We start from the raw sequence: 24,937 nt of genomic DNA, 5'->3' as shown, positions 1-24,937 counted from the left end.
CAAAATAATCAATTATCAAGATAATCTTTTAATCTTCTGCTGCGTTTGGGATGGCGTAAGCGCCTTAATCCCTTTGCTTCTATCTGTCTTATTCTTTCGCGTGTTACATCAAAATACAAGCCCACTTCCTCAAGCGTAAGAGGATAGCCGCCCTCGATGCCGAAACGCATTTTTAAAACTTCTTGTTCACGTTCCGGTAAACTTGAAAGAACCATTTCAAGCTGTTCCTGCAAAAGAGTCAGTTCCGTGCGGTTTGAAGGATTTTCAACACCCTTATCTTCGATTAAGTCTCCCAAAAGGGTATCTTCTTCTTCACCTATAGGCGTTTCAAGAGAGATCGGCTCCCTAGCAACATTTTTAACCTGTTTAACCTTTTCGATTGACCAGCCCAGCTGCAATGCTATTTCATCATCATTGGGTTCGCGGCCGAGTTTTTGCATAAGCTGACGCGATTCCCTGTTTACCTTATTTATCTGCTCTATCATGTGAACAGGAACACGGATTGTACGTGCCTGATCCGAAATAGAACGGGTTATAGCCTGCCTTATCCACCAAGTGGCATAGGTCGAAAATTTATAACCTTTTCGATACTCAAATTTTTCGACAGCCTTTATAAGCCCGATGTTTCCTTCCTGTACAAGATCAAAAAATTGCAAGCCTCTGTTGATGTACTTCTTGGCAATCGAAACGACAAGACGCAAGTTTGCATTTATAAGTTTATCTTTTGCATTTTTAAGCATCCTTTGGCCGTTTTTAATTTCGGAAGTGAGCTCAATAACTTCATCAACGGCCGCCTCAAAATCGTACTCTATCTTGCGAATTTTGCGGGTTAATACCTGAATTTGAGTATAAATATCTTTTACTTCATTTGCCGAAATATTAAGTTCTTTTTCGAGCTTTTCTCTTTCCCGAGGAATTGCAAGCCGCTTACCCAGTTTTCTTAAATCGGCATAGCTTTTAATGCCCAGCTGTTTTTCTTTTCGCTCTTTTTTATTTTGATAATCCTGCACCTTTTCGGTAGCTTCAATAAAGCGGTCCGAAATCTTTTCGATTTCCTCCGATTCAATGTGAATACGTTTAAGACTGTTAAAAATCTTCTTCCGCAAAGTTTGAAGTTCAGGACTTTCCGAAAAGCTTTCCAGAGTTTCACGGTCATAGCAGTGCTTTTTTAAAGACATATATTGCTTTATTTCGGAATATATGTTCCTCAAGCTGTCGCCGTAAACCTGCTTAAGACGCTTTTTTTCGGCCATTTCTTCACTTAACTCTTTACGCGGTTTATTTGATTCCGCAGGATCAAGTTTTGAAAAAGCCTTTTGTCCGATTACGAAGAATTCCGGAATTAAAATACCCGAGTTTTTTATAACCTTTTTTATGATAGCTTCTCCGTCTTCCATGCTTTTCGAAAGAGAAACTTCTTCATCGGCAGTTAAAAGGTCTTCTTTGCCTATCTCTTGCAGATAAAGCTTTATGGGATCATCCACGCCTGCTTCATGAGCAGTTCTTACCAGTTTTTTTGCCGTCTCATGTCTGGGCTTTTCTTTTTCTTCATACGGAGCTTCAATATCATCGGAATAAGGAGTCTTTATATCATCATCATCGTCATCTTCATACTCATCATCCAATAATCGATAATCTTCATCCTGTCCGTTTTGTGAATCGGAATCGGCCTCCGAATTAGCTTCGGATACCCCTTCATTTTTTATTTGAACACCGGCTGCTTCCAAAATATCCAGAATATCAGGTATAGTTTCCGGAGACATTAAGTCTTCGGGCAATAAATCATCAAGATCACCCAATCCTATTGTGCGCTTTCTTTTGGCATACTCCAAAAGTTTGATAATCGCAGGATTCTTTTCGAGATCAGTCATATGCCTTTCCCTTTAAATTTTTTAGTTGAATATCGATGCTCTTCTTTTCTTCCATTAGTTCTTTTGTCAAGTTTACCGTATCGATATTCTTTTCTCCATGTAATAATCTCAGTCTGCCTATAATTTTGTCTTTTTGTTTTTGCAGAATATTTTGTTTTATAAAATTTATGCCGTCACTGACTACTTTTTCAGAGTTGTCGGCGAATTCACCCTTAGATATTGTTTGAGAAACAATATCCTTTAATTTTTCTTCACCGCATCTGTGCATTAGATTTGCATAAGTATAGGCACCTTCTCTATAACATTCTTCTAAAACAATAAACAAATATCTGGCATAAAAATCCTCAAAATCATCGGAGCTCAATTCGGAACGCAAACGGGAAAACAGATCGGGGTTTGCAGCTACAGCAAGCACCAATCGTAACTCGGCATTCATTCTTATATCTACCGGCTTTTGTTTTACTTCGTCAACTATATGCCTTAGAGCTTTTTTTTCGCGGTTAACATAATCGCCGAAAATTGCTTGTTGACTGACACCAAAGGCCGATGAAAGTTTAGAAATTGCAGACTCTCTTTGAATATCGGATTCCAAGACCTCAATATACGGAAATAAAAAGGCTATAGCTCGTGCCTTACCTTCCGGACTGCTTATATCAAACCTCATGGACGCAATTTGTATAAGATAATCATCATCTATTATAGCACAGTCCAAAAGAAATTTCAAGCCGTCTTTTCCTTTTTTTTGTAAAATTTCGGAAGGGTCCTTCCCATCCTTCATGTATAAGACGCGTACATTTACCCCGAGGCTGCGGCAAAGCTTAATTGCCTTGTAGGAAGCCTCCTGCCCCGCCGAATCGGAATCAAAGGCAAGATAAAAAGTTTCAGCAAAGGACTTTAAAAGTTTTACCTGATCTTCGGTAAGGGCCGTTCCCAAGGGTGCTACGGCATTTTCGATTCCGGCCTGAAAAAAGGCTAAAACATCCATGTAGCCTTCGCACAAAATTACCGATTTGGACTTGCGGATTTCGGCTAAGGCATGATGAAAGGCAAAAACGGTTTCCCCTTTTTTATATTGAGGCATATCGGAAGAGTTTAGATACTTAGGCCCCTCCCCTTCCAAAATACGGCCTCCGAATGCTATAGTCTTCCCATGGCGGTCGCAAATCGGAAACATAAGCCTGTCCGAAAAAAAAGCCGTATTTTTATAGTTTTTAGAAAAAAGACCGGTTTTTTCCAGCAGGGATTCGGAGTAATTTTTTGACAGCAAAAACCTATGAAGCCAGCGTCTGTCTTGAGGGGAATAACCCAGATTAAATTTTTCGATTATTTCGGGAGAAACATTTCGGGAAAGAAGGTAATCGAGGGCTTTTTTCCCCAAAGGATTTTGAGTTAAAAGAAAATGAAAGCTGCCTGCAACCTTGCCGTAAAGTTCTAAGATTTCGTCTTTAAGCTTTGCCCCTTCATCGGGAACATAGCTCCCTCCCTCATAGATGACCTCAATACCTGCACTTTTTGCAAGCCGTTCTACGGCCTCTGTAAAGGAAAGCTTTTCCATCTCCATCAAAAAGTTGATGGTTCCGCCGCCCTTGTGGCAGCCGAAACAATAATACATCCTTTTATCGGGAACAACATTAAATGAAGGAGTTTTTTCGTTATGGAAGGGACAGCAGCCCCACCAGTTTGTCCCCCGCTTTTCCAGCCGGGTATAGTTCTCGACAAGGGATACAATATCTGTCATTTCGGTTACTGCATCGATTGTTTTTGAACTTATCTTAGGCATTTAACTCTCCTTAAGTTTTTTAGGTAAGTGATTTTACTATAAAGAGGCTTAAAAATCAAGCACAGAGTTTGGTCGGTGTCAATGCACCATAGAAAAGTCCCCTATTTTAGCACAATAAAAATGTCCCCTTTTTCAGAACAAGTTTCCCTTTCCCCCTCTATTTATCCATCCTCAAAAACTTTCCTTTTAAATCGAATTTAAGCTCAAGCCCATTATCAAGCTCAACTTCTTGGGTCTTTTTTTCAAGATTCCAATCGGTAATATGGTTATCGGGATAATTCTTTTTTACGTATTCTAAAATTTTTTCGGGTATAACGGAATCGGGAAGTTTTAAGTTCCCGTCAATACCGGTGATTTCGCCTTTCGAGTTAAAGTCAAGATCAATCATGTTATCAAGCTTAAGCTCATACTTTACCGATAGGCCGTCTTTTTCTTTTTCGACTTTTACGGGCTTTGCATCGGGAAAATGAGCTTTAACATAACTTTGAGCCTTTTCGGGCAAATCGGCAAAGTTTATAAGCATATCTTTCCCATAGAGCATACATGAGCAAAAAAGTAAAAATACTGCAAAAAGAGAAACGGGCCTTTTAAAAATTCCGGCTTGTTTTTTCATAAAACACCTCCAAGTGTACATGGTTTATCATCTCATTACGGAATGAATGATAATGTAATAATAACAAAATAACCGGCCAAAGGCAAGAAATATTCAACTTGACAATTCAAAAATTATCATTCATAATTATTGTATGATAAAAAAATATTTTATACTTTTTATATTCGGCTTATTGGTATTTTCTTGCTCAAATTATTCAAAGAGCGATGAAGAGCGTTTTATCCCCTTAAAAGAAATGAAAACCGATTACGAATATTTTTGGGATTTTATCGATACAGGTTATCCCAATAAAAATACATGCATAAAAAACGGAGCCGATTTAAAATCAATTAAAACATATTACGCCGAAAAACTAAAAAACCTAAAAACCGAAATTGACTATATGCAATTTTACGATATAATCTGCTCCATAATTACGGACAATCATTTTTTCGGACATTTGGGAATTGTAGATTATCGCTCATATACAAAAGATATTAAAACAATTTCTTTAGAAGACAAAAGAGATGAAGATTTTCACTATATAAAGCAGGATAAAAGAGTCGAGACCTTTTATGAAAAAGGGGTGGGCGGTAATACGGACTATATGCAAAAACTTCAAGGCCATGAAGAAAAACCGGAAGATATAGGCCGATTTTTATTTAAAGAAATAAAAGATGATATTTTTTATATAAAAATACCGACATTTTTATCTACAAAAAATTTTGATTGGAATGATTTTAAAAAGTATCAAAAAGAAATAACAAAAAACAAATATAAACATTTAATAATAGATTTAAGGGATAACGGAGGAGGCTATACCCTTTTATGGAAGAAATTTTTAGTTTCTCCTCTGTTAAAAGAAGCAAAGACTTTTAAAATGATTGCTCTTTATAACCCTTCAGAATTTTCAGACCGCTACCTTCCCTTCTTCTTAAAAGGAGATAGAGGTCTTTTCCCTGCAAAAATTTCAAAGAGAAAAAATTTACCGCTCTTGGAAAATTTAAATAAAGAAGAAGCAGCTTCTTTTAAAGAAGCCTATGATTTAGAATACACCGTAGAGCCTGAAATAAGCGATTTTCAATTTGACGGAAAAATATGGGTGCTTATAAATAGAAAATGCTATTCTGCCTCGGATGCCTTCGCAGCCCTTTGTAAGCAGACAGGCTTTGCAAGTCTTGTCGGCGAAAATACAGGCGGAGCGGGCTTATTACCCCTTCATCCTGTCTATCTGAAATTTCCCAAAAGTGGTATGCTTATAAAATACGACATGTTTTATACCATGAACCCTGACGGCTCAAATAATGCTGAAACAGGCACTGCCCCCGATTATCCTGTAAAACAACAATATGCTTTAAAGGCCTGTCTTGAAATAATAGAAAAATCCGAAAAAAATTAAAATCACGATTTTTTTAAAAGAAAGAAGGATTATCGAGGTAAGCACTTAAAACCATAAAACTTTCCATGTAACCGGCTCTAACCTTTTTTGTATAAATACGTACATGGATAACTTCTTCATTTTCCTCATCCCATCTTTTTCCGTTAAGCTCAATATAATCGTTTATACCGAAAGAATTTTCAGCAGCGAAACTGCCGGGTATTACACCGGCAACCCTATAGGAATTTCTTTTACCCAAAGATTCAAGCTTGAAGCCGAAAACGGGAAGCATCGACCTTGCAATGCTGTCTTTTTTAAAAACGGAATTTCCCGGATACAAAGGCCTATGAGCGCATAAAACCGGCCAAGTTTTTTCTTCATAAATACCGGCTTCATTTTTTTGATATCCTTTGACACGAACAATAGTTTCGGGGGCTATAGACAATAAATTAGCCTGTATTTCTTCAACCGAATTTACAGGTATATCATTAATCTCTTTTATTACCGTACCTTCACTGATACCCGAAATCGAAAAAGGACCGTCAGGGAGGACATAATTTACAAGAACTCCGTTCGGAACTCCGTTCGGAACACCATTTGCAATCTTAGGATTATCTTTTTGTTCTTGCCCGTGACAGCCGAGCCACGAATGTTTTACAGCTCCTCCCTTATACAGATCAGGAAGGACAGCCTTTAAAAGCTCAACCGGAATTGCAAAATTGAGGCCTTCATTTCTTTCAAGACCGGCAAATACTACAGCTTGAACAAGACCCTTATCATCTACTATAGGGCCACCCGAATTACCGTGATTGACGGCAGCATCGATTTGCATTATGTCAACCATCGAAAAAAGCCTGCGGTATTTTGCCGAAACTATACCCGAAGTAAGAGTTTTTTCCAAACCGGCAGGAGAACCTATCGCATAAATACGGCTTCCTACACTTAATTCTTTTGAAGAACCAAGATTAAAAATAAATTTGGGAGAATACTCGGTTTTTACCAATGCAAGGTCAAACAAAGGATCCCAGCCGACTACCCTCGCAGGAATTTTTACATTGGGGTTATCGGGAGATTTTATATAAAGCCTTGAATAACCGTTATATTTTTTATCCACTTCGCTTTGAATAACATGATAATTGGTAATAAAGTAGCCGCGGGAGTCTATAAAAAAACCGGAACCTATAACTATATCAGGCGAAGCAAAACCTTTTTGTATGCGGGCTCCCTTATCAACCCAAACAGTCAAAGTGCCCTTTATCATATCGTCTATATTTTGCGGAAAAGATGCCGAACCGCCGGCTGCCGGATTTTTCTTGTTTTTTAAGTTTAAAAGAGGAATATCGGAGTTTTTTTTCCATACAATACGCATCTCATCGAAAATGCGTTCTTCAGTCCACTGCGGCGGACGTTTTCCTATTGCCGTAAGGGATCTAAAATAACGGACAGCCTCATCCCAATTTTTTTCATCTATACTTTTAAAAAAAGCCTCTTCCGCCATTTTTACGGCATTTAAGTTTAAATCATCAACTTCTTTAAAATCTTTTGTATTGCGACAAAGAATTTGGGAACGGATTAAAGCTTGAGTTATCTCACCTGATTTTAAAAGTTTTTCGGTATATTCAACTTGATACAATACGCTGGATCTGTCGGAATAATCCACATATGAAAATTCTTTAGTCGAAGTACAAGAAAAAAACAATAAGAGAACAAAAAAACAACTTATATATACTTTATTCATTGATAATTTCCGCAAAAATAAACCCTCCCGAACGAACTGCGTAAACTTCAATATCATTTACACTGAATATATACGAAACAACCGGAAGAGCCGTTTGGTTAAATATTTCGACTATTTTTTCGTTGACTTTTTCGATGTTTGTAGGACTTCGTTTAAGCCAAAATAAATTCCCCTTATCGGTGGGTAAAATGGTCAGATTTTGCTTTCCGTCAAACAATTTAACCGGAGTACCTTGTTTAAAATTGACACGTATTTTTTTATTGAATTTCGGATGCATCCACTCCGTTTGAGAATCTCCGTTTTCATATTGAACATGTTTAATCTCAAAAACTCCGTCTTCATCACTATCCCAAAATTTTGCAACCGATCCGTTTTTTTCATAATGCTCGGAATATTCATAAAGTTTATTTTTATTTAAATCTATATCTATCCGCTTTAATGTTTCATTCGAATTATATTCAATCCTTGTTTCAAAATAACCGTCTCCGTTTTTATCTACATGCTCATAAACCGGCCGGCCGTTTCTGTAATTGGTTTGAGAATATACTCCTCCATATACAGTAACTTCCGCCTTTATAGGAATACCTTTATCGAAAAATACTTTCTTTATTCCTCCGTCCATGTAGGATGTAGTTTCTTCGGAAAATGCAGAAGAATAAATAAGAGTTCCCTCACCGGGCGTTCTAACATTTTTATCGACTTTTAACGAAAAAAAGGAATTTTGCTTTTGGGTGATATTATATAGTTTTAAATCCAGTTCTTTTAATTCTATCGGCGACCAGTTTAAATCGAGAGGCCGCATCGTATATTTTTTATTGTTTTTTGTAAAAATTTTCACGGCAGGATAAGCATCATAAGACGCCGAGTATTCATTTTTTTTACCATGAATTACCGAGGGAATTCCAAAATTGCATTCTACGGTATATTCGGGATAACCTGTTTGAAAAGTATCGAATTCCGCACACCAAGGTCTGCCGTTTTCATAGTAAATTTTAGAATCGATAATCAAATCTCCGTTTGCATCATCTACAATCAAACCTTCATAAACGGATAGAAATTTTTTAAGTTCATTTCTCAATCCGGAATTTACAACCAAGCGTAAAAGTTCAACCAAATGAGATTCATACATGGCCGGAGTGAGAAGATATTCTTTTTGAATGGGATTAAAATAATACACTTTAGCCGACAAAAATTCGTGTACGGCAGTTTGCTCATCGATTATACCGTATCTTAAACAAAGCAGTGTAGAATATGAGCGGTTGTATAGATCCGAAAGATCATGAGATTCGGTAAAAGGAAGATACATTCCTCTGTATAATTTTAAACGTCTGATATTATCTTCAGATTTTGTTTCGAAAGGACTTGCAAGCAGAAGAAGAGAAGGATCCTCATCCTGCCACACATAAAGACGAGAGATTATATGCTCAGCCAATTTTTTCCCGAATAAACTTACCTTTTTACCGCGTTCTTTTAAAAAGAACAATTTTGCAAAGCGGGAATCAAATGCCCAGCGGTCAAGAGCGTCGGAGATTAAACGTTTTGCTTCATCATGCCGCCCCAAGCCGTAAAGAGCATCGGCCTTTACATAATCCCCCTCAGCCGATTCAAAGGGCAGACTGTTTACAAGTTTTAAAGCTTCTCCGTATTTCAGCATTCCGGCATTAACTTGAGCTGCCAATAAACGGCCGGCATTTATGTCGTATAAACGCCAAATCATTCCGTCGGCACAAGAGGCTTCAGCTTTGTCTAAAATATCTGCATTGGGCATCTTTAATTTTAAACTGCATACAGCCTGAATATATAAAAAATCGGCAGTTTTCGGATCATAAACTTCGCCGAGCTGGGCTTCAAATAAGGCTTCTTTCCATTTTTCTTCGGTAAAAAGTCTGGCCGAATTCTGTAAGCATGAAAGAGCGGCAGATAAATTTACACCTTCGGTTTGATTTGCATAAAGCCCCATAAAAATCAAAAGAAAAAAGGCTAAAATCTTATATTTGAGTTTAAAATCATAAAATTTACAGGATGTCATTTTTACTCCACTCCTACAACATACCAATTTTTTTTACCGAAAGAGGCTCCGTATATCCCTTTAACTACACCACTCTCCTCTATTATCGGCAAAATATTCCGTTTTTCATAGGTTATATTCCATTCATTTATAATTTTTTTTACCGATTTTTTTGAGCCGGAAGATGTTTGAATTTCGTCTCCAAAAAGACGTGAGCGCACACAAAAAGGAGGTTTAAACGGGCCTATACCGCAAGTTTTGTCGCTCTCGTGAATCAAAAAAAAGCCTTCATCTTTTTTTACGGCCTTAAAATTTCCGGCAGGAGTATTAAAATCGCAAGGTTTATCGATCCAAACGGAATAAAAGAGTTCCGCATCTTCAACCTCTTTTGCGGCCTTAAAAAGAAGGATATTGTTTTCTTCATTTTTTATGCAAAATCCGCCTGAATAAATTATCTTTTTTTTATGTGAAATTTTCATCAAATCATCGAAAACCGAGTAAGGAATTCTTCTTTTCCCTTTTAAAAGAATGAGACCTTCTTGAAGAAATTTAAGTTTTAATGCTTCTTCAAGGTTTACAAAAAAAAGAAGGCTGCATCGGCAATAAAGTTTTCCTTTTGGGTCTTTTTCCAATATCCATTTTTCTTTTTTCGTTTTATGAGCCTGAAGGACAAAATCGTTCAGCATTTTAATCTTAGTTAAACTTTTATCTAAACCGCTTTGCCAGCCGTCAAAACAGATATTCAAGGCAGGTACAAGATTGTGCCGAATCTTGTTTCGAAGATAAGAATTTTCCATATTGGTCGAATCTTCTCTCCACGGCACATTCTGTTCTTTTAAATATTCCTCTATTTCAAATCTGCCGATATCAAGCATAGGTCTTATAAATTTTCCGCGTTTAGGAGAAATTCCCATAAGAGACTCAGGCTCCGATCCTTGAAAAAATCTCATCAAAACGGTTTCATAATAATCGTTTTTATTGTGAGCAGTCAAAATATAATCGGCTTCGATAGAAGCTGCGTTTTTTTCAAACTCATTATAGCGTAAAAAACGGGCAGCATCTTCAATTCCCATTTTTCTAATTCCGGCTTCTTCAAATATTTTATTTTTGGGAATTTCGGCCAGAAAACATGGGCACTTATTTTTGCAAAAGTTCAAAACAAATTCGGCATCGCCTAAGGTTTCTTTTTCGGGCCGTATATTGTGGTTTACGGTTAATACAAAAATCTCGGCATTTAAAATCGTTTTTAATTCCAAAAAAGCCGAAAGCATTGCCATAGAATCGGCACCGCCTGAAACGGCAAGCAATAACCTTAGGCCTTCGGAAGATTTTTTACCGGCCGCAGAGTAAAAGCTATGCAGTACTTTTTTTAAAAACGATCTTGACATACCATAGATTTTACATAATTTGTGAAAATGGTCAACAGCAAATGAAAAAGCCTTCCGAACTTAAAAGCAAACAAGTCGGAAGGCTATTAGTTTATAAATAAAGTTAAAAATTTATTTGGCTTCTTCAGAAGCGGCAGGAGCAGCTTCTTGGCCTTCGCCTTCGGCTTCAGCAGCAGGAGCAGTAGTTTCAGCAGCAGCAAATTTGACGGCGGCAACGGTTATATCGTCGCTCGTTAAAACCGTAACGGCTTCAGGAAGTTTAATATCCCTTACATGAAGCGATTGGTTTACATCCAAAGCTGAAACATCAACAATAATTCTGGGAGGCAAATCTTTGGGCAAGCACTCAAGTTCGAGTTCGGTAATACCTGTTTCAAGAATACCGCCATGGCGTACTCCTTCAGGAGAACCTTCAAGTCTAATCTTTACCTTTGTGCGTAAAGCCTTTCCTCTTTCTACTTCATAAAAATCGACATGCATAATCCTATCGTTAACAATATCATGCTGAAAATCCTTAATAAAAACTTCATAATCTTTTCCGGATGCACTCAATGTTACTATAGTACTTTCGGTAACAACCTTAAAAAGCTTCATAAATTCTCTTTCATCAACATCAAGAGAAACGGATTTGCCGTGCCTATCATACATTACTGCAGGAATTCGTCCCGATTTTCTCATTTTAACAGCGGCACTTTTACCGTATGTCGATCTTTCATTTGCATTTAACAGTCTCTGTTCCATAACCCCAGAACTCCTCTACTACCAATTATTTAGTTTGCAACAAGTTCGCTATTAAAAAAGCGGACTTAATACTGGGACGGTAGGATTCGAACCTACGGAATGACGGCACCAAAAGCCGTTGGCTTACCACTTGCCGACGTCCCAAAATATATACAAAAGCAAAAGCACAATTGTATCCAAATCATAGAAAAAACATTACTTAAGAAATCGATTGCCATGACTATGTAGCTGTTTCTGCAACTTGCTCAGTAAGAGCAGGTGTTTTTTCATACACCTCCAAAACAGCCTTTGTCATCTTCTCCCTAAATTCGGATGTGATTGGGTGAGCTATATTTTTAAACTCACCATTACTCAACTTACGGCTCGGCATTCCAATGTACAAACCGTCGTTTCCTTCAATCACTCTTACATTATGAAGGACAAAGCAATCATCAAAAGTAACATTAGCATAAGCTTTTAAACTATTCCCGGGACTAACTCTCTGAATACGGACTTCTGTAATTTCCATCGGCGTCCTCCTTGCATAATAATATCGGCAATATTCTACCTACCAATATTTTACTACGCTTTCTATCAGAACGCAAGTAACAAGAAGAAAAAACATATTGGATATTCGGTAAAAAGCTTTAAATAAGCATTTTTTACGGTTTTTTCATCTTTAAAAAGCCCAAAAACAGAAGAACCTGCACCGCTCATAAGAGCGAAATCGGCTCCGTAAGTCAAAAGGTCTAGTTTTGCCTTTTTTATCTCAGGATATTCAACAAAAAGAACATCCTCAAAGCTGTTAAAAAAAGGCCATTCACGGCAATCTTTGCCGCAAAAAAGCTCAGGATTAAAAGCCGAGTCCACAATATCCGATTCGCTGCGGCCTAAAAGGCTGTATGCCTTAGGTGTCGAACTCTTTATTTCGGGATAAAGTAAAATTCCAAAATAGTTTGAAGAAAGAGATACTCTTTTTATCTCTTCTCCTCGACCTTTTACAATGGCAGCCCCGTTCTCCAAAAAAAACGGAACATCACTCCCTATTTTCAAAGCGATAGTTTTTAGGTCTTCTTTCCGTAAACCGGCAGAAAACATATCGTTGAGTCCCAGCAAAACGGCAGCAGCATCGGAAGAACCTCCTCCGAGACCGGCTCCTTCAGGTATTTTTTTTAGAATCCTGACTGAAACGCCGTCCGAAATACCGGTAAAGTTTTTAAATTCTTCATAAGTCTTTGTGATAGTGTTTTCTACAGGCAGTTCAGCCAACGGCGACAACACCTCACATACCTTTTTATCCGGCATTCTTTGCATTAAAAGTTCATCGGCAAGGGAAACAGGAGAAAAAACACTCACAATGTTGTGAAATCCATCCTTTCTCTTCCCTAAAACTTCCAAATGCAGATTAATTTTTGCATGAGCCTCAAGGCTAATCGCACTTTTAATCATGTCCTAAGCATTATACCTAATTATAAAGTTTTGTCAATAGAAAATAAGGGAAATTTATTTAAATTATGAGAGCATTTTAAGCAGTTTTAGGGTATAATTAAGGCGTGCAGGGTTCTACATCCCAATCTTTATAGAGCTGCTCTAAAAATGAAGTCATAACATATTCGCCGCCGGAAATTGTGTAGTGATGACCGTCATCTTTCATGAGCCTTATTTTTTTACCTGAAGCCGTTTTGACCGTATCACTGTATGGAACTCCTTCTCCGGGAGCGATACCGCTTAAGGAGAATTTATTAAGTATGGTTTCGGAATATTCGGAGGCAATTTTTTTTTGCAAGCCGTCAATATACAGCAATTGAGCATTGTATATTTTATCCCGGACAATCGGCATACCCAGCCAATACACTTTTTTTGTGTTTTCAAATAAGATATCCAGATGTGTTTTTATTTTTTCTTTATAGGCCGATTCCCAGTTCTCGGTTTCCTTTACCAAGACTTTTCCATTGTCGGCATAAAAGTTCTGATAGTCGTTCATACCTAAAAAAATAACGGCAATATCGAATGGGTCATTTTTGCTGTCGGCAAATACGTTTTTTAGCTTTTTGGGCCAGTTATAATAATCGCTTCTTATAAAGCCTGAAGAGTGAACCGAAATTTCTTTTACCCTTACGGAAGAGTTTTGGCCTGTAAGCCTTAAAAAACCTGCTGCAATACTGTGCATTTGAGAATCTCCTATCATTAGGATACGCAAGGGTTTTTCCGTATTATAAGTATAAACTTTTTTAGGTTCCTCAACCGGTTCCTCATTTGATTCTTCTTCTTTAACGTCATCTTTAATAGCAGTTTGAGGAGTATCTTCCTTTTTTAACTCCAAAGCTTTTTTCTCAAGCCTTATTTTTTCAAGTTCGGCAATTCTGGCGGCTTCAATGTTTTTTAAACTATCCAATAGAGTATTCATATTTTGGAGTTTTGCTTCAAGCTCTTCCATCATTTTTTTTACGATTTCGGTATCTTCCGTTTTTTCAAGATTTTCTACCGCAATCCTTTCATCCGGCAATAAGACTTCAGTTTCTCCAAGATTTTTCAATGCCGAAATTCTTTCTTCATTGGCTGGTTCGGCAGTACCCATATAATAAAAAGAGTCCCAATCGCTCAATCCTTCTAAACCTGCATACCTTAAAAAAAAGACTCTTGCCGAAGGAATAAAATTATCAATTTTAAGTTTTTGCGATAAGTCTGAAACAGGCTTGACACATACCTCAAATATTTTAGAGGCATAAGGATTTTTTATTTTGGATGAAAAATTTTTTAAAGACCTTCCTAAAAGCAGCATAAAAAGAAAAATACAAATCAAAAAAAACAAAATACTTTTGTTGGCAGAATAAAAAATCTTTTTTTTACTTTTAAGAGAAAAAACGTCATTTATTTTTTTTATTGTATCTTGTAGTTTCATATACCGTTTTTACCTAGAATGCAAAATAAATAAAAGGAGGAATACCGGAAGTAGAAACCGTGTAAAGAACGGATAAGAAACTCACGGTAATAACTACCTTAATAATCATCGGAAGCCGGTTATATATCGTAAAAGCTTTTTTTCTTAAATTTTCTGAAGGAAGCTGCAAAATAAGACCTGCAAAAAATACCAACAGAATAAAAGGCCTTATAATTTGAAAAGGCTTTGAAATATTGCCGAGAGATTTTAAATACAATCCCAACTCTGAAAGTGACGGCGAAAAAAACACAAGCCAGCTGATATTTATAAAAATAAAGACCGATAGAATTTTTAAAAAAGCAATTCTATTTAATTTGTTTTTCGGAACCGAAACTTCTTCTTCAAGAAACATAGCTTTTTTCTTTTCGGAAATTATCTTTTCGATACACAGCATTGTTCCCTGCATGGTGCCCCAGATTAAAAAAGTCCATGAAGCTCCGTGCCAAAAACCGGCAATGACCATGGTAAAAAAAAGAGCAAAGAGAGTCCGGGCAAGCCCGAAACGCGAACCTCCTAGACCGAAATACAGATAATCGCGAAGCCATGAAGAAAAACTTATATGCCATCTTCTCCAAAACTCGGTAATCGATTTTGAAAGATAGGGCCGGTTAAAATTGGCAGGTGTATTAAAACCTAAAAGAATTCCTATACCTATCGCCATATCGGTATAGCCCGAAAAATCGGCATAGATAATAATCGTATAACATAGTACACCAAAAATAAGTTCCCATGTATTATAAAACGAAGGATTAGCAAAAATTTTATCTGTCACAAGGATGGTTAAAAAATTAGAAATTATCATTTTTTTATATAAACCTGAAATTAAAAGAACGATTGCATGATCAAAGGCTATAGGTTTTACCCCTTTTTCATTATCGCAGTTGAGAGCTCTTGGCAGATCTTTAAAAAAATATTCGGCCTGAACAATTGGGCCTGAAGATAATTGGGGAAAAAACGATACATAAAGTAAAAGGTCCCAAAAAGATTTGACATGCCTTATCTTACAAAGATAGATATCGAATACATAACTCATACAACGGAATGTATAATAAGAAATTCCGACAGGAATCAAAAGAGACCATGCTAAAAAAGGAGAAGCTTCATACATACCGGGGAAAAATTGGTTTAAGTATGAAAGTAATCCGTATAGATATTTAAAAAATCCGAGATATAAAATGTCCAGCACGCAGATTATAATAACGATAGCTTTTCTGGGCGCATAATTTTTTTCTTTATCGAGGAGAAAGCCGTAAAAATAGTTTACAAGAGTAAAAATAAAAAGCAGGATACAAAAACGCCAATCCCACATTGCATAAAAGAAATAAGAAGCAGCAGTCAAAAGAATTTTACGCTCTTTTTCTTGCCTAAAAACATACCAATACAAAAAAAAGACTGAGAGAAAAAAAACGGCAAAAGAAATTGTCGGGAAAAACATCTTTACTTTTTATAAATCAACAAATTTCCATTACGGAAATGTTACCGGTTTGTTTGCCATCTTACGCTGAATCTCAGCTGCACGTGCAGGAGGCATCAAAGAAAACCAATAAGCTACTGAAGAATTTTTACCTTCTTCTGCAGCTAACCTTTCTACAGCCCTAAGCACATCTATTACATCCTGATCATCCATGGAAAGAAGATTGTCAACAGCTTTTTCGGGAACCATACCGTTTATATATTTGGCTATTTGAACTATGTTTGCCTCACGGGCATCCCGTTCCACCACTAAAAGGTTATAATTTTTTTCTTTTTCTTCAATAGCAGCCCTGCGGTCATCCAGTTCCTCAGCTATTTGTTTGTGTTCATTTTCTTTGGATTGAACATCTTCTTCCCGTTTATCCAATTCTTGCGAACGCACTTCTAAAGCTAAAAGGCGTTTTTCGTAACGGTCATTTTCTAAATTTGCCATATCATCGGCATCTAATGGAGCAATGCCCTCAGCAGTTTTTAGACCGAAAAGGGAGTAAACGGGAGAAAAAAGGCTCCTTGAGCTGATTAGGCCTAAATAATCAAACCACAATAGGCCTCCGAATATGAGTAAAATAATCAATATTAAAAGAACAATAATTCTTCCTATAGTTCCGCTTCTTCTCAAAACTTTTACCCCCATAAAAATTTTTTAAAACTCGTCAGATAAACAGCAAGGCACCATTTGTGCCGAACTGTTTATCAAACCTCCTATACAGTATCGGAAAAACTTTTTCTAAGGTTAATGCTTATAAAGATATTGAAAATATTCCATATCAGTGGACAAAATCTTTTCGGTTTCGGGCAAGGAATTTTTATAAATTTCCATGCTCTTCCAAAAGCTGTAAAATTCGGGAGACTTGCCGTAGCTTTCTGCATAGATTGCAACAGCCTTTGCGTCCGCATCGCCCTTTATCCTTTCTGACTCGGCATAAGCTTGAGACAAAATAGTCCTTTTTTCGTTTTCCAATTCTCCTAAGATTTTAAGTTTTTCGCCGTCGCCCGTCGATCTAAAAGTTCCTGCAATCTGGTTTCTTTCCTTTATCATTCGGCTGAACACGGAATTTTCAAGCTCATCCGAATACTTAATTCCTTTAAAAATCAGGTCAACCACTTCCAAACCGAATTCTCCAAGCTGACTGTTTGCCCTTTTTAAAATCTCATCTGCAAGAGCTTCCCGGCCTTTTTTTATCACGGGAAAATTTACCTTTTCGGTTTTTATCGAGCCTAGATCAACTTCGGCATTTTCAAGGTTAAACTCTTCATTGTTTTTGCTTTCATTTATAATATTGGAACTTCGAACAACGTCGGCAAGACTGTTCACCGAAATAATGTCTCTAACCGATGAATCTACAATATCCGAAAGGCGGGAATAAGCACTTTCATAGGTGGTAAGAGATTCATAAAACTTTTTTACGTCAACTATACGCCATCGGCTGGTGGTATCTACTTTGAGATATTGTTTTTCTAAAGTAAGAATTTTTTGAGGATCACCGTCCAAGCGCAGGAGCTTAGCCGTATACTTGTTTACGGTATGAATTAAGGGCATTTTAAAATGAAGGCCGGCTTCTTTTTCGGTCTTTACAACAGCACCGAATTTTGTGATGATGGCAACATTTCCCTCATTTAAAATATAAAAAGGCTTTAAGAATAAAAATAAAACAATTATAATAACTGCAAAGAAAAACCATCCGAGTCCTTTTTTATCTTTTTTTGTTTTTTCGGGCTTTATCTTATTTTTGGAAGAAGATTTTTCATATTGAACATCTTCGGTATTTACATTTTCATAGTTTTCCATAAAATCAATTTCCTCCCTTATTTAAATCTTTTAAAGGTAAAAAGCTTTTTAAGTTTTTATCTATGAGCGTAACGTTTTCATTATTTTTAAAAATAGAATCCAAAGTCTCAAGGTAGAGCCTTCTTCTCGTAATGTCGGGAGCCTTTACATATTCGGAATAAACGGCATTAAATCGGGCAACATCACCCTTAGCCTTGTTTATCCTTTCGGAAGCATAACCTCTTGCTTCTTCAATCATCTTTTGAGCTTCACCCTTTGCCTTAGGAATTTCCTTATTATAGGCTTCTTTTCCTTCGTTTATTAGCCTATTCATATCTTGAATTGCGATGTTTACGTCCTCGAAGGCAGCTTGAACTTCCTCAGGCGGAACAATGTTTTGCAGCTGAACCGATGAAACGGAAATCCCAAGTCCCATCTGCTTATATTTTTCATTCATTTTTTCTTGAGCCAAAACTGCGATGCTGTCGCGGTCCAAGCTGATTATGTCCATAATAGCCCTATCCCCTACCAAACTGTTGACAACGGATTTTGAAACATCTCTGACTGTTTTATTTCTTTGAGATTCTTCTACATTAAAAAGCCAGGCCTTAGGATCAACTATTTTATACTGAATAACCCATTCAACATTTATAATGTTTAGGTCTCCTGTAAGCATCGAAGATTCGTGAAGCATTGAATTTTGATATTCGCTTCTTTCTCCCGACCGCGATGTTCTAAATCCGAATTCTTCCTTTTGAACGGTCTTAATAGGAACCTTATAAACTTGATCTACAAAGGGAATTACAAAGTTAAGCCCCGGAGCAAGGGTCCTTGTATATTTACCGAAACGGGTAACAACTCCGTTATCTGTTGTAGGGATAACCTTTATCCCCGAAAAGGCTATAAGAGCTATCACTATCAATATTATTATTGTACGTAAAGCTCCAAAAACCCTTGAAGGGTCAACCTTTTTTTGCTTCATTTTTTTCCTCCATGAAGAATTTATTTTTTTTCTTTCTAAAAACCTTAATTTTTAGAAACCGTACTTAACACTTCAGATTTTTCTTTTTCAAGTTCAGCCAATTTTAATTCAAGCTTCGCCTGCTTTTCACGCTTGCAATAAGGGCACTCAAAATGCTCGCCTTCAAGATAACCGTGAACAGGGCATATCGAAAATGTCGGCGAAATGGAAAAATAAGGAATGCGGTAATTGTTTGCAACAGCCTTAACCAGATCCCTGCATGATTCCCAATCCTTGATAGCCTCTCCCAAAAAGATGTGAAAAACCGTACCGCCCGTATACTTACGCTGTAAACTTTCTTGATGATCCAAGGCTTCAAAAACATCGGTAGTGTAGGCAACGGGAAGCTGACTTGAATTGGTGTAATAGGGTTCGGCATCCCCTGAAGTAATTATATCGGGAAACTGATTTTTATCGTGGCGTGCGAGTCTGTAAGAGGTACTCTCTGCCGGAGTGGCTTCAAGGTTGAACAAGCTGCCTGTTTCTTCCTGGAAGTCGGCAAGGCGGTTTCTCATGTATGTTAAAACCTTTTCGGCAAAGGCCTTTCCTCTTGCACTCACAATATCCTCTCCCAAAAAGTTTAAGCAGGACTCGTTCATACCGCAAATTCCTATAGTCGAAAAGTGGTTATTTAAATGATGTAAATATCTTTTTGTATAAGGGAAAAGGCCGCCTTCCAAGAGCTTTTCGATTACCTTACGCTTCATCTCAAGGCTTTGCTTTGCTATATCCATAAGATAGTCCAATCGGTCAAAATAGTCCTTTTCGGTTTTTGCGAGATATCCTATTTGAGGCATGTTGATGGTAACAACCCCTATGGAGCCTGTAAACTCATCCGAACCGAAAAGACCGCCTCCTCTTTTACGCAGTTCCCTTTTATCCAGTTGAAGCCGGCAACACATGGAGCGCACATCCCCCGGGTTTAAGTCGGAATTTATAAAGTTTTGAAAATAAGGCGTACCGTACCGGGCAGTCATCTCAAAAAGCAATTTTGCATTCGGACTTGACCAGTCAAAATCTGTGGTTATGTTATAGGTCGGAATGGGATATTGAAAACCTCTTCCTGCAGCATCCCCTTCAAGCATGAGCTCAATAAAGAGATTATTTATCATATCCATTTCTTTTTGACATTCGCCGTAGGTAAAATCCTGCATTTCGCCTCCGACAATGGCTTTTTGATTTGCAAGGTCGGGAGGACATACCCAGTCCAAGGTTATATTTGTGAAGGGAGCTTGAGAGCCCCAGCGGCTGGGCGTATTTACGCCGTAAACAAAGCTTTGAAGGCACTGCTTTACGCTTGTTTCGCTCATATTATCTTTTTTTACGAAAGGAGCCAAGTACGTATCAAAGGAGCTGAAGGCTTGAGCTCCGGCCCATTCGTTTTGCATGATGCCTAAAAAGTTGACTATCTGCTGAATCAGAGTAGACAGGTGCTTTGGAGGCTTTGAGGTAATCTTGTCGGGAACACCGCCCAAGCCCTCTTGAATTAGCTGACGCAAAGACCAGCCTGCACAGTAGCCCGAAAACATTGAAAGGTCATGGATATGAAAGGCAGCCGTAACATGGGCTTCGGCAATAGCCGGTGTATAAATATTTTTAAGCCAATAGTTTGCAGTAATGGTTCCGGAGTTATGAAGAATAAGACCGCCCAAAGAAAAGTTTACGTTGGCATTTTCTTTTACGCGCCAGTCGGACTGACTCAAATATCCGTCCATAGTACTATTGATATTGAGCATGAGGCTTTCCGCATCGCGCACAGCCTCCCTCTTTGCCCTGTAAAGGATATAAGCCTTTGCAAGCCGGGCTTCCTGCTGTTCTATTAAAACAAGCTCTACCACATCCTGAATTTCTTCAATTGCCGGAATTGAATGCGCATAACGCGATGCCATAATCGACTTTAACTTTTCTTCAACCTTATCGGTTAAAAAAGCAGCCTTTTCATCATTTGAGCATCCTTCAACGGCAGTCACAGCCTTATTGATGGCTTTTTCTATCTTTTTGCGGTTATAAGCCTCAATTTCTCCTGAACGTTTTACAACCGAACACAAAATTTTGGGTTTTGCCTTCTCCATTGTTCCTAAAAAGGACCTCCATTCAGGAAAAACCGTTTGATTTGTGTTTTTTTCCTCCATAACTTTTACTACCTCCCAATTTATTTACATCGTTTAATTATTTTCGGGCTTTTTTTACCTCGTTTACAAATTCATCCAAATTGCTGAATTGTTTATAAACGGAAGCAAACCGTATATACGCTACCTTATCCACGGAATAAAGGCGGGATAAAACCATTTCGCCTAAAGCGGTGGTCTCAATCTCTTTATTAAGACCTGAACTTAAAACCGCTTGATCTTCAATTTCGGTAACGATATTTTCTATGGCATTTAAAGAAACGGGCCGTTTTTCAAGAGCCCGCTCAATACCCTTTTCAAGTTTTTTGCGGTCAAAAGGCTCCCTTCGGCCGTCTTTTTTGATCACCATAAACGGCTTTTCTTCAATATGTTCATAGCTTGTAAAGCGGTAACCGCAGGCGATACACTCCCGTCTTCTTCTTATACAATCCCCTTGAGCCAGAGTTCTTGATTCCATAACCTTGTCGTCACAGTTACCGCAATGCGGACATCTCATACTTAAAATTACAGGATGACTTTAAAATGCATCCCAGCTCCCAAAAATAGCGTATCTGTATATACGATACAAGATATCACACTATATATAGCGTGTCAAGCCGATATCTAATTATTTTTCGCCTAAAAGCTGCTTTAACTCGAAAATTTCCGAGGACATTGCAGAGCGCTGCATGGATTGGTATTTTTTAGGAACCATCTCCTTACTTGTGCACTCTATTGCGGCAACCAAATTTTGTAATTCTATCTCATAAGGATAAGAAGGAGGAACAAAATCAGCTATAGTTTCCTCCAAGTCTTTTTGAATGACCATGGCCCGGCCTTCTACTGTTGCATTCATCTTTGCGCGCACCAAAATAGCTTCTATGTCTGCACCCGATACATCGAATTTAATCTTTTTTATTACCGAGTTTAAATTTACCTCATGAAGTTTAATCCTGAGTTTTCTTTGAAGGGTTTCAAAGAGATCCAATCTTTCTGCATCATTTTCAGGATAGAAAAGAGCAAGATGTTCTTCTGCTCTCCCCTGCCTCTTTAAGTCCACAGGAATCAAATCGGGGCGGCAGGTAATCAAAAACCAAATTATTTTTCCCCTGTAAGCCGTATTTCCCATAAAATTTGCTATTTGAGCAAAAACTCTTCCTGAAGTACCGGAAATATCGTTTGAAGTCCGGTTTCCCAGCACAACGTCAGCCTCATCTATCATTACGGCCACAGGCGACATTGCACGCAAAATATTTAAGACTTTTTCAAGATTCGATTCGGTAGCACCTTGCCACTGGGAACGGAAGTTTCGCAGTCTCACCATGGGAATACCTATTTCGCCTGCAAAGGCAGACACTATAAAGGTTTTGCCCGTTCCTATGGGACCTGAAATAAGATAGCCCATCGGTAAAACATCCGTTCTTGCAGCCTTTAAGGCCTTTGCTGCAAATTTAAACCTTTTCTTTACAAAATCATGCCCTGAAACAAGGGAAAGATCATAATCTATATCTATAAATTCCAAAAGACCTCCGGCTTCATTTTCAATGATTTCCCTCTTTTTGGTTGCCAAATAGTCCAAACTTATGGGCTTATCATCCTGATAGGACTCGGCTACAAGCTGATAGAGGTTTAGAAGGTTTAAACCTGAGGTTAAAGCTCCCATTCTTTCAGGGGACAGGCCTCTTTCGGTCAAAAGAATCCCTTCAGTCTGCCTTAAATATTCTAAAAAGTTTACCCTTACTGAAGCTTCAGGAAGAGGTATTCTCACCTTTATTGTTGAAGGAGAAGCCGTAAGGCGGGGATTTAAATCGGTAAGGTTTTCGGTAAGCATTATTATCGAAATATCCTCACGGGTAAAAGAAGGTTCATGCGACCATCTATTTAGAGTAACAAGACAGTACCTGTCCGTTTCATCTAAATTTCCTATCTCATCGGCCGGAATTATGGTTTCGGCATAGTCTATTATCAGAACAATACGCAAATTTTTTCCGAAATTAAGGACAAAATACCTTTCCAGATAAGAAAAAGCTTCTTCCGGATTTCTCGACAAAAAATCTTCAGCCGGAACATCGGGATAGTATTTATGCATGGTTTCAAGATAATCTTTTTCCATATCAGAGGAGCAAAAGGAAATACCTCCCGATTTATCATAATAGACTATTATATTTTGATTTCCGAAAAGCACTTCCGAAATATAATCCCTTATCTTCACAAAAAGAAAATTGTGACCGTACTCTGTTACATGATGAGGTAAAAAATCTCTTATATTTCCATGTACAAAATAAAGGTTCGCCGTTTTTGAACAATATTTTACCGAAAGTTCTTGCGCCCAATCAGGTAAATTGTCAATATATGCACTGTTTTCTTTAATAAGCTGTTTTCCGGCTGCCATAACCCCTCCCGCTATATCACAATACAACAAAAAAAATAAAATTTCAAGAAGAAAATAATTGCATTTTTTAATTTACAATTAGATTGTTATTTTTACTTTTTTGTGATATAATTAGTAGAAGTTGAGATGAATTTGGGAGGTATTGTATGAAGAAGATATGCTTTATTTTAATATGTTTAAGTTTCGGAATTATCATTTTTGCACAATCGGCAGAAAAAGTCGATGAAATTTTATCATCCGAAGTTTTAACGAAAGGACAGGCCTGCTATCTTGTAGGAACAGCAGCCGAAAAGGTCAATGAGAATGATTCTTATGCGGCAGCTTTCGATAAATTTAAGGGTCTTAAAATGTTTAAAAACAAAAAACATGACGAGCCTATTAGGCTGGATGAATTTTCCAATTTGGCATTACAATACTCTGCTATAGAGCAAGGCTTATGGTACAGGGCTGCAAAAAATCCGCATTATGCTTTTAGGCAGCTTAAAATTATGAAGATAATACCTCAAAAATCCGTGCCGTCTTCAACAATCAGCCCCTTCAACGGCATCAATTTATTGTCAAAAATAATGCCCAAAGCCGATAAGGAGAAATAAATGAAAAAAATAAGAGCTTTTATATTTATATTTTTAATTGTTTCGTTGAATCTCTCTGCTTTTGAGGGAGGAGGAATCTTAAAAACAGGTCTTAATCTTAATTCCCAAAAAAGCGATATAAGTTTAACTCATTTTGACAGCTTATCTCTTTGGGCAAAGCAAAACCTTGATAAAGATGGAAATTATAACTTTGCTGTCCAATCCTCGTACCTGATGAATTTAAAAAAGCCTATCAAACCCAATGGAAAATTAGATATAAATCATATTGCTAACCTGGATATGTTTAAATTCTCATTCCTGATCCCTATAGGCAGTAATAGTTTGAGTATTGATGCCGGAAGATACAATGCAGCTGACATTACATCGGTTATTTTAAACCAAAACATTGACGGTATTTATATAGCATACGAAATGCCTAAATTTTCAACATTTTTTAATTTAGGATATACGGGACTTTTAAATTCTTACGCAAACCCAACCACCGCAACCGGTATAAAATCCATATCAAAAAAAGATACCAAGATTTACAATCTTGCCCCTTCTTTTGTTCATATGTCGGCCTTATTCCATATACCCTTTGGAGCTTTACGTCATGCAGTAGACTTGGATATAAATTCTTTTGTAGCCACAAATACTCCAAAAGCCTCAAACAACTATGCTTCTATCTCATTAAACGGCCCTATAGCAAAAGGACTTTTCTATCTTGTTTCGGGATCCGTTTCAATACTGACAAGAGAAAAAAAGAAGATCGGGATAGGAGTTTTTGTATCGGGAGAACTTAACTATTATTTTAACAAGTATGATTCAAAAGCAGGTTTAAAAACTCAGATATTTTGCGGAGGAAGAAGAGAATTTACATCTTTTACCCTGTCAAATGCTTCAAAAGTCAAGTTCATGGAAGCAAAAGATTTATGGAAAACAAGCTTAAACGGAAGTATAAAACCCGTAAAAAATTTGTTTTTGAGCACGGAATGTTCTTTTATGACCTATACATCAAGTCAACCCAAAAAGGTAGGTAATTTTGCGGGCTTCGAATGGAATACCTCAGTAAATTACACAATACTTCAAGATATTGCATTAAATGCGGACTTTGGTATGTTTGTAGAAAAAACAGGAAAGATTGATACCCGGCTCGGATTAAAAGGTATCATTTCATTCTAAGATAT

General features: G+C 37.4%; 20 protein-coding genes and 1 tRNA gene. 3 read left to right on the top strand and 18 right to left on the bottom strand.

Annotation, left to right across the window (positions count from 1 at the left end; translation table 11 throughout):
- Positions 1-8: 8 nt before the first annotated feature.
- The 3 genes from rpoD to E4O01_RS03820 form a co-directional block, all read right to left on the bottom strand.
- A complete protein-coding gene (gene rpoD / locus E4O01_RS03830; RefSeq protein ID WP_253694533.1) occupies positions 9-1,871 on the bottom strand; it encodes an RNA polymerase sigma factor RpoD in 1,863 nt (620 codons plus the stop codon).
- Positions 1,864-3,651, bottom strand: coding sequence for a DNA primase (gene dnaG, locus E4O01_RS03825; protein WP_253694532.1), 1,788 nt, complete (start codon positions 3,649-3,651; stop codon positions 1,864-1,866). The genes rpoD and dnaG overlap by 8 nt, the downstream gene beginning before the upstream one ends.
- 157 nt (positions 3,652-3,808) lie before the next feature.
- Positions 3,809-4,264, bottom strand: coding sequence for a PepSY-like domain-containing protein (locus tag E4O01_RS03820; protein WP_253694531.1), 456 nt, complete (start codon positions 4,262-4,264; stop codon positions 3,809-3,811).
- 133 nt (positions 4,265-4,397) lie between these two features.
- On the opposite strand from E4O01_RS03820, the gene E4O01_RS03815 reads away from it, so the two are divergent.
- Positions 4,398-5,642, top strand: a complete 1,245-nt coding sequence (locus tag E4O01_RS03815) for a S41 family peptidase (RefSeq protein WP_253694530.1) — start codon at positions 4,398-4,400, stop codon at positions 5,640-5,642.
- Positions 5,643-5,655: 13 nt separating this feature from the next.
- Here the strand turns inward: E4O01_RS03815 and E4O01_RS03810 are convergent, their stop codons facing one another.
- The 15 genes from E4O01_RS03810 to E4O01_RS03740 form a co-directional block, all read right to left on the bottom strand.
- Positions 5,656-7,359 carry a S1C family serine protease gene (locus tag E4O01_RS03810; RefSeq protein WP_253694529.1) on the bottom strand — a complete coding sequence of 568 codons (1,704 nt, stop codon included), beginning with the start codon at positions 7,357-7,359 and terminating at the stop codon, positions 5,656-5,658.
- Complete coding sequence (locus tag E4O01_RS03805) at positions 7,352-9,388, bottom strand: tetratricopeptide repeat protein (protein ID WP_253694528.1); 2,037 nt, start codon at positions 9,386-9,388, stop codon at positions 7,352-7,354. The genes E4O01_RS03810 and E4O01_RS03805 overlap by 8 nt, the downstream gene beginning before the upstream one ends.
- Before the next feature lie 2 nt (positions 9,389-9,390).
- Positions 9,391-10,755 carry a tRNA lysidine(34) synthetase TilS gene (gene tilS, locus E4O01_RS03800; RefSeq protein WP_253694527.1) on the bottom strand — a complete coding sequence of 455 codons (1,365 nt, stop codon included), beginning with the start codon at positions 10,753-10,755 and terminating at the stop codon, positions 9,391-9,393.
- 111 nt (positions 10,756-10,866) lie between these two features.
- Complete coding sequence (locus E4O01_RS03795) at positions 10,867-11,496, bottom strand: 50S ribosomal protein L25 (protein ID WP_253694526.1); 630 nt, start codon at positions 11,494-11,496, stop codon at positions 10,867-10,869.
- A 71-nt stretch (positions 11,497-11,567) separates the two neighbouring features.
- Positions 11,568-11,640 (bottom strand) — tRNA-Gln (locus tag E4O01_RS03790).
- Positions 11,641-11,716: 76 nt separating this feature from the next.
- Complete coding sequence (spoVG, locus tag E4O01_RS03785) at positions 11,717-12,004, bottom strand: septation regulator SpoVG (RefSeq protein WP_253694525.1); 288 nt, start codon at positions 12,002-12,004, stop codon at positions 11,717-11,719.
- 65 nt (positions 12,005-12,069) lie between these two features.
- Positions 12,070-12,924, bottom strand: coding sequence for a 4-(cytidine 5'-diphospho)-2-C-methyl-D-erythritol kinase (ispE, locus tag E4O01_RS03780; protein WP_253694524.1), 855 nt, complete (start codon positions 12,922-12,924; stop codon positions 12,070-12,072).
- 97 nt (positions 12,925-13,021) lie between these two features.
- Positions 13,022-14,377: a DUF459 domain-containing protein gene (locus E4O01_RS03775; protein WP_253694523.1), complete on the bottom strand. Its 1,356-nt coding sequence runs from the start codon at positions 14,375-14,377 to the stop codon at positions 13,022-13,024.
- A gap of 13 nt (positions 14,378-14,390) precedes the next feature.
- Positions 14,391-15,851 carry an MBOAT family O-acyltransferase gene (locus E4O01_RS03770; protein WP_253694522.1) on the bottom strand — a complete coding sequence of 487 codons (1,461 nt, stop codon included), beginning with the start codon at positions 15,849-15,851 and terminating at the stop codon, positions 14,391-14,393.
- Positions 15,852-15,881: 30 nt separating this feature from the next.
- Positions 15,882-16,508 carry a periplasmic-type flagellar collar protein FlbB gene (locus E4O01_RS03765; RefSeq protein WP_253730173.1) on the bottom strand — a complete coding sequence of 209 codons (627 nt, stop codon included), beginning with the start codon at positions 16,506-16,508 and terminating at the stop codon, positions 15,882-15,884.
- Positions 16,509-16,622: 114 nt separating this feature from the next.
- Positions 16,623-17,678 (bottom strand): protease modulator HflC, encoded by a 1,056-nt coding sequence (hflC, locus tag E4O01_RS03760; protein WP_253694520.1) that lies wholly within the window; start codon positions 17,676-17,678, stop codon positions 16,623-16,625.
- Between the two features lie 4 nt (positions 17,679-17,682).
- On the bottom strand, positions 17,683-18,639 hold the full coding sequence (gene hflK / locus E4O01_RS03755; protein WP_253694519.1) for an FtsH protease activity modulator HflK: 957 nt from the start codon (positions 18,637-18,639) through the stop codon (positions 17,683-17,685).
- Between the two features lie 44 nt (positions 18,640-18,683).
- Positions 18,684-20,810 carry a ribonucleoside triphosphate reductase gene (locus E4O01_RS03750; protein WP_253694518.1) on the bottom strand — a complete coding sequence of 709 codons (2,127 nt, stop codon included), beginning with the start codon at positions 20,808-20,810 and terminating at the stop codon, positions 18,684-18,686.
- A gap of 37 nt (positions 20,811-20,847) precedes the next feature.
- A complete protein-coding gene (nrdR, locus tag E4O01_RS03745) occupies positions 20,848-21,303 on the bottom strand; it encodes a transcriptional regulator NrdR (RefSeq protein ID WP_253694517.1) in 456 nt (151 codons plus the stop codon).
- Between the two features lie 111 nt (positions 21,304-21,414).
- Positions 21,415-23,178 (bottom strand): ATP-binding protein, encoded by a 1,764-nt coding sequence (locus E4O01_RS03740; protein WP_253694516.1) that lies wholly within the window; start codon positions 23,176-23,178, stop codon positions 21,415-21,417.
- Positions 23,179-23,324: 146 nt separating this feature from the next.
- On the opposite strand from E4O01_RS03740, the gene E4O01_RS03735 reads away from it, so the two are divergent.
- Together E4O01_RS03735 and E4O01_RS03730 are read left to right on the top strand one after the other, a co-directional pair.
- On the top strand, positions 23,325-23,771 hold the full coding sequence (locus E4O01_RS03735; RefSeq protein ID WP_253694515.1) for a hypothetical protein: 447 nt from the start codon (positions 23,325-23,327) through the stop codon (positions 23,769-23,771).
- A complete protein-coding gene (locus tag E4O01_RS03730; RefSeq protein ID WP_253694514.1) occupies positions 23,772-24,932 on the top strand; it encodes a hypothetical protein in 1,161 nt (386 codons plus the stop codon). It begins immediately after the preceding gene.
- Positions 24,933-24,937: the final 5 nt, after the last annotated feature.

Source organism: Treponema sp. OMZ 790 (assembly GCF_024181285.1).
GTDB lineage: Bacteria > Spirochaetota > Spirochaetia > Treponematales > Treponemataceae > Treponema_B.
This window is presented reverse-complemented; position numbering and strand designations above follow the sequence as displayed.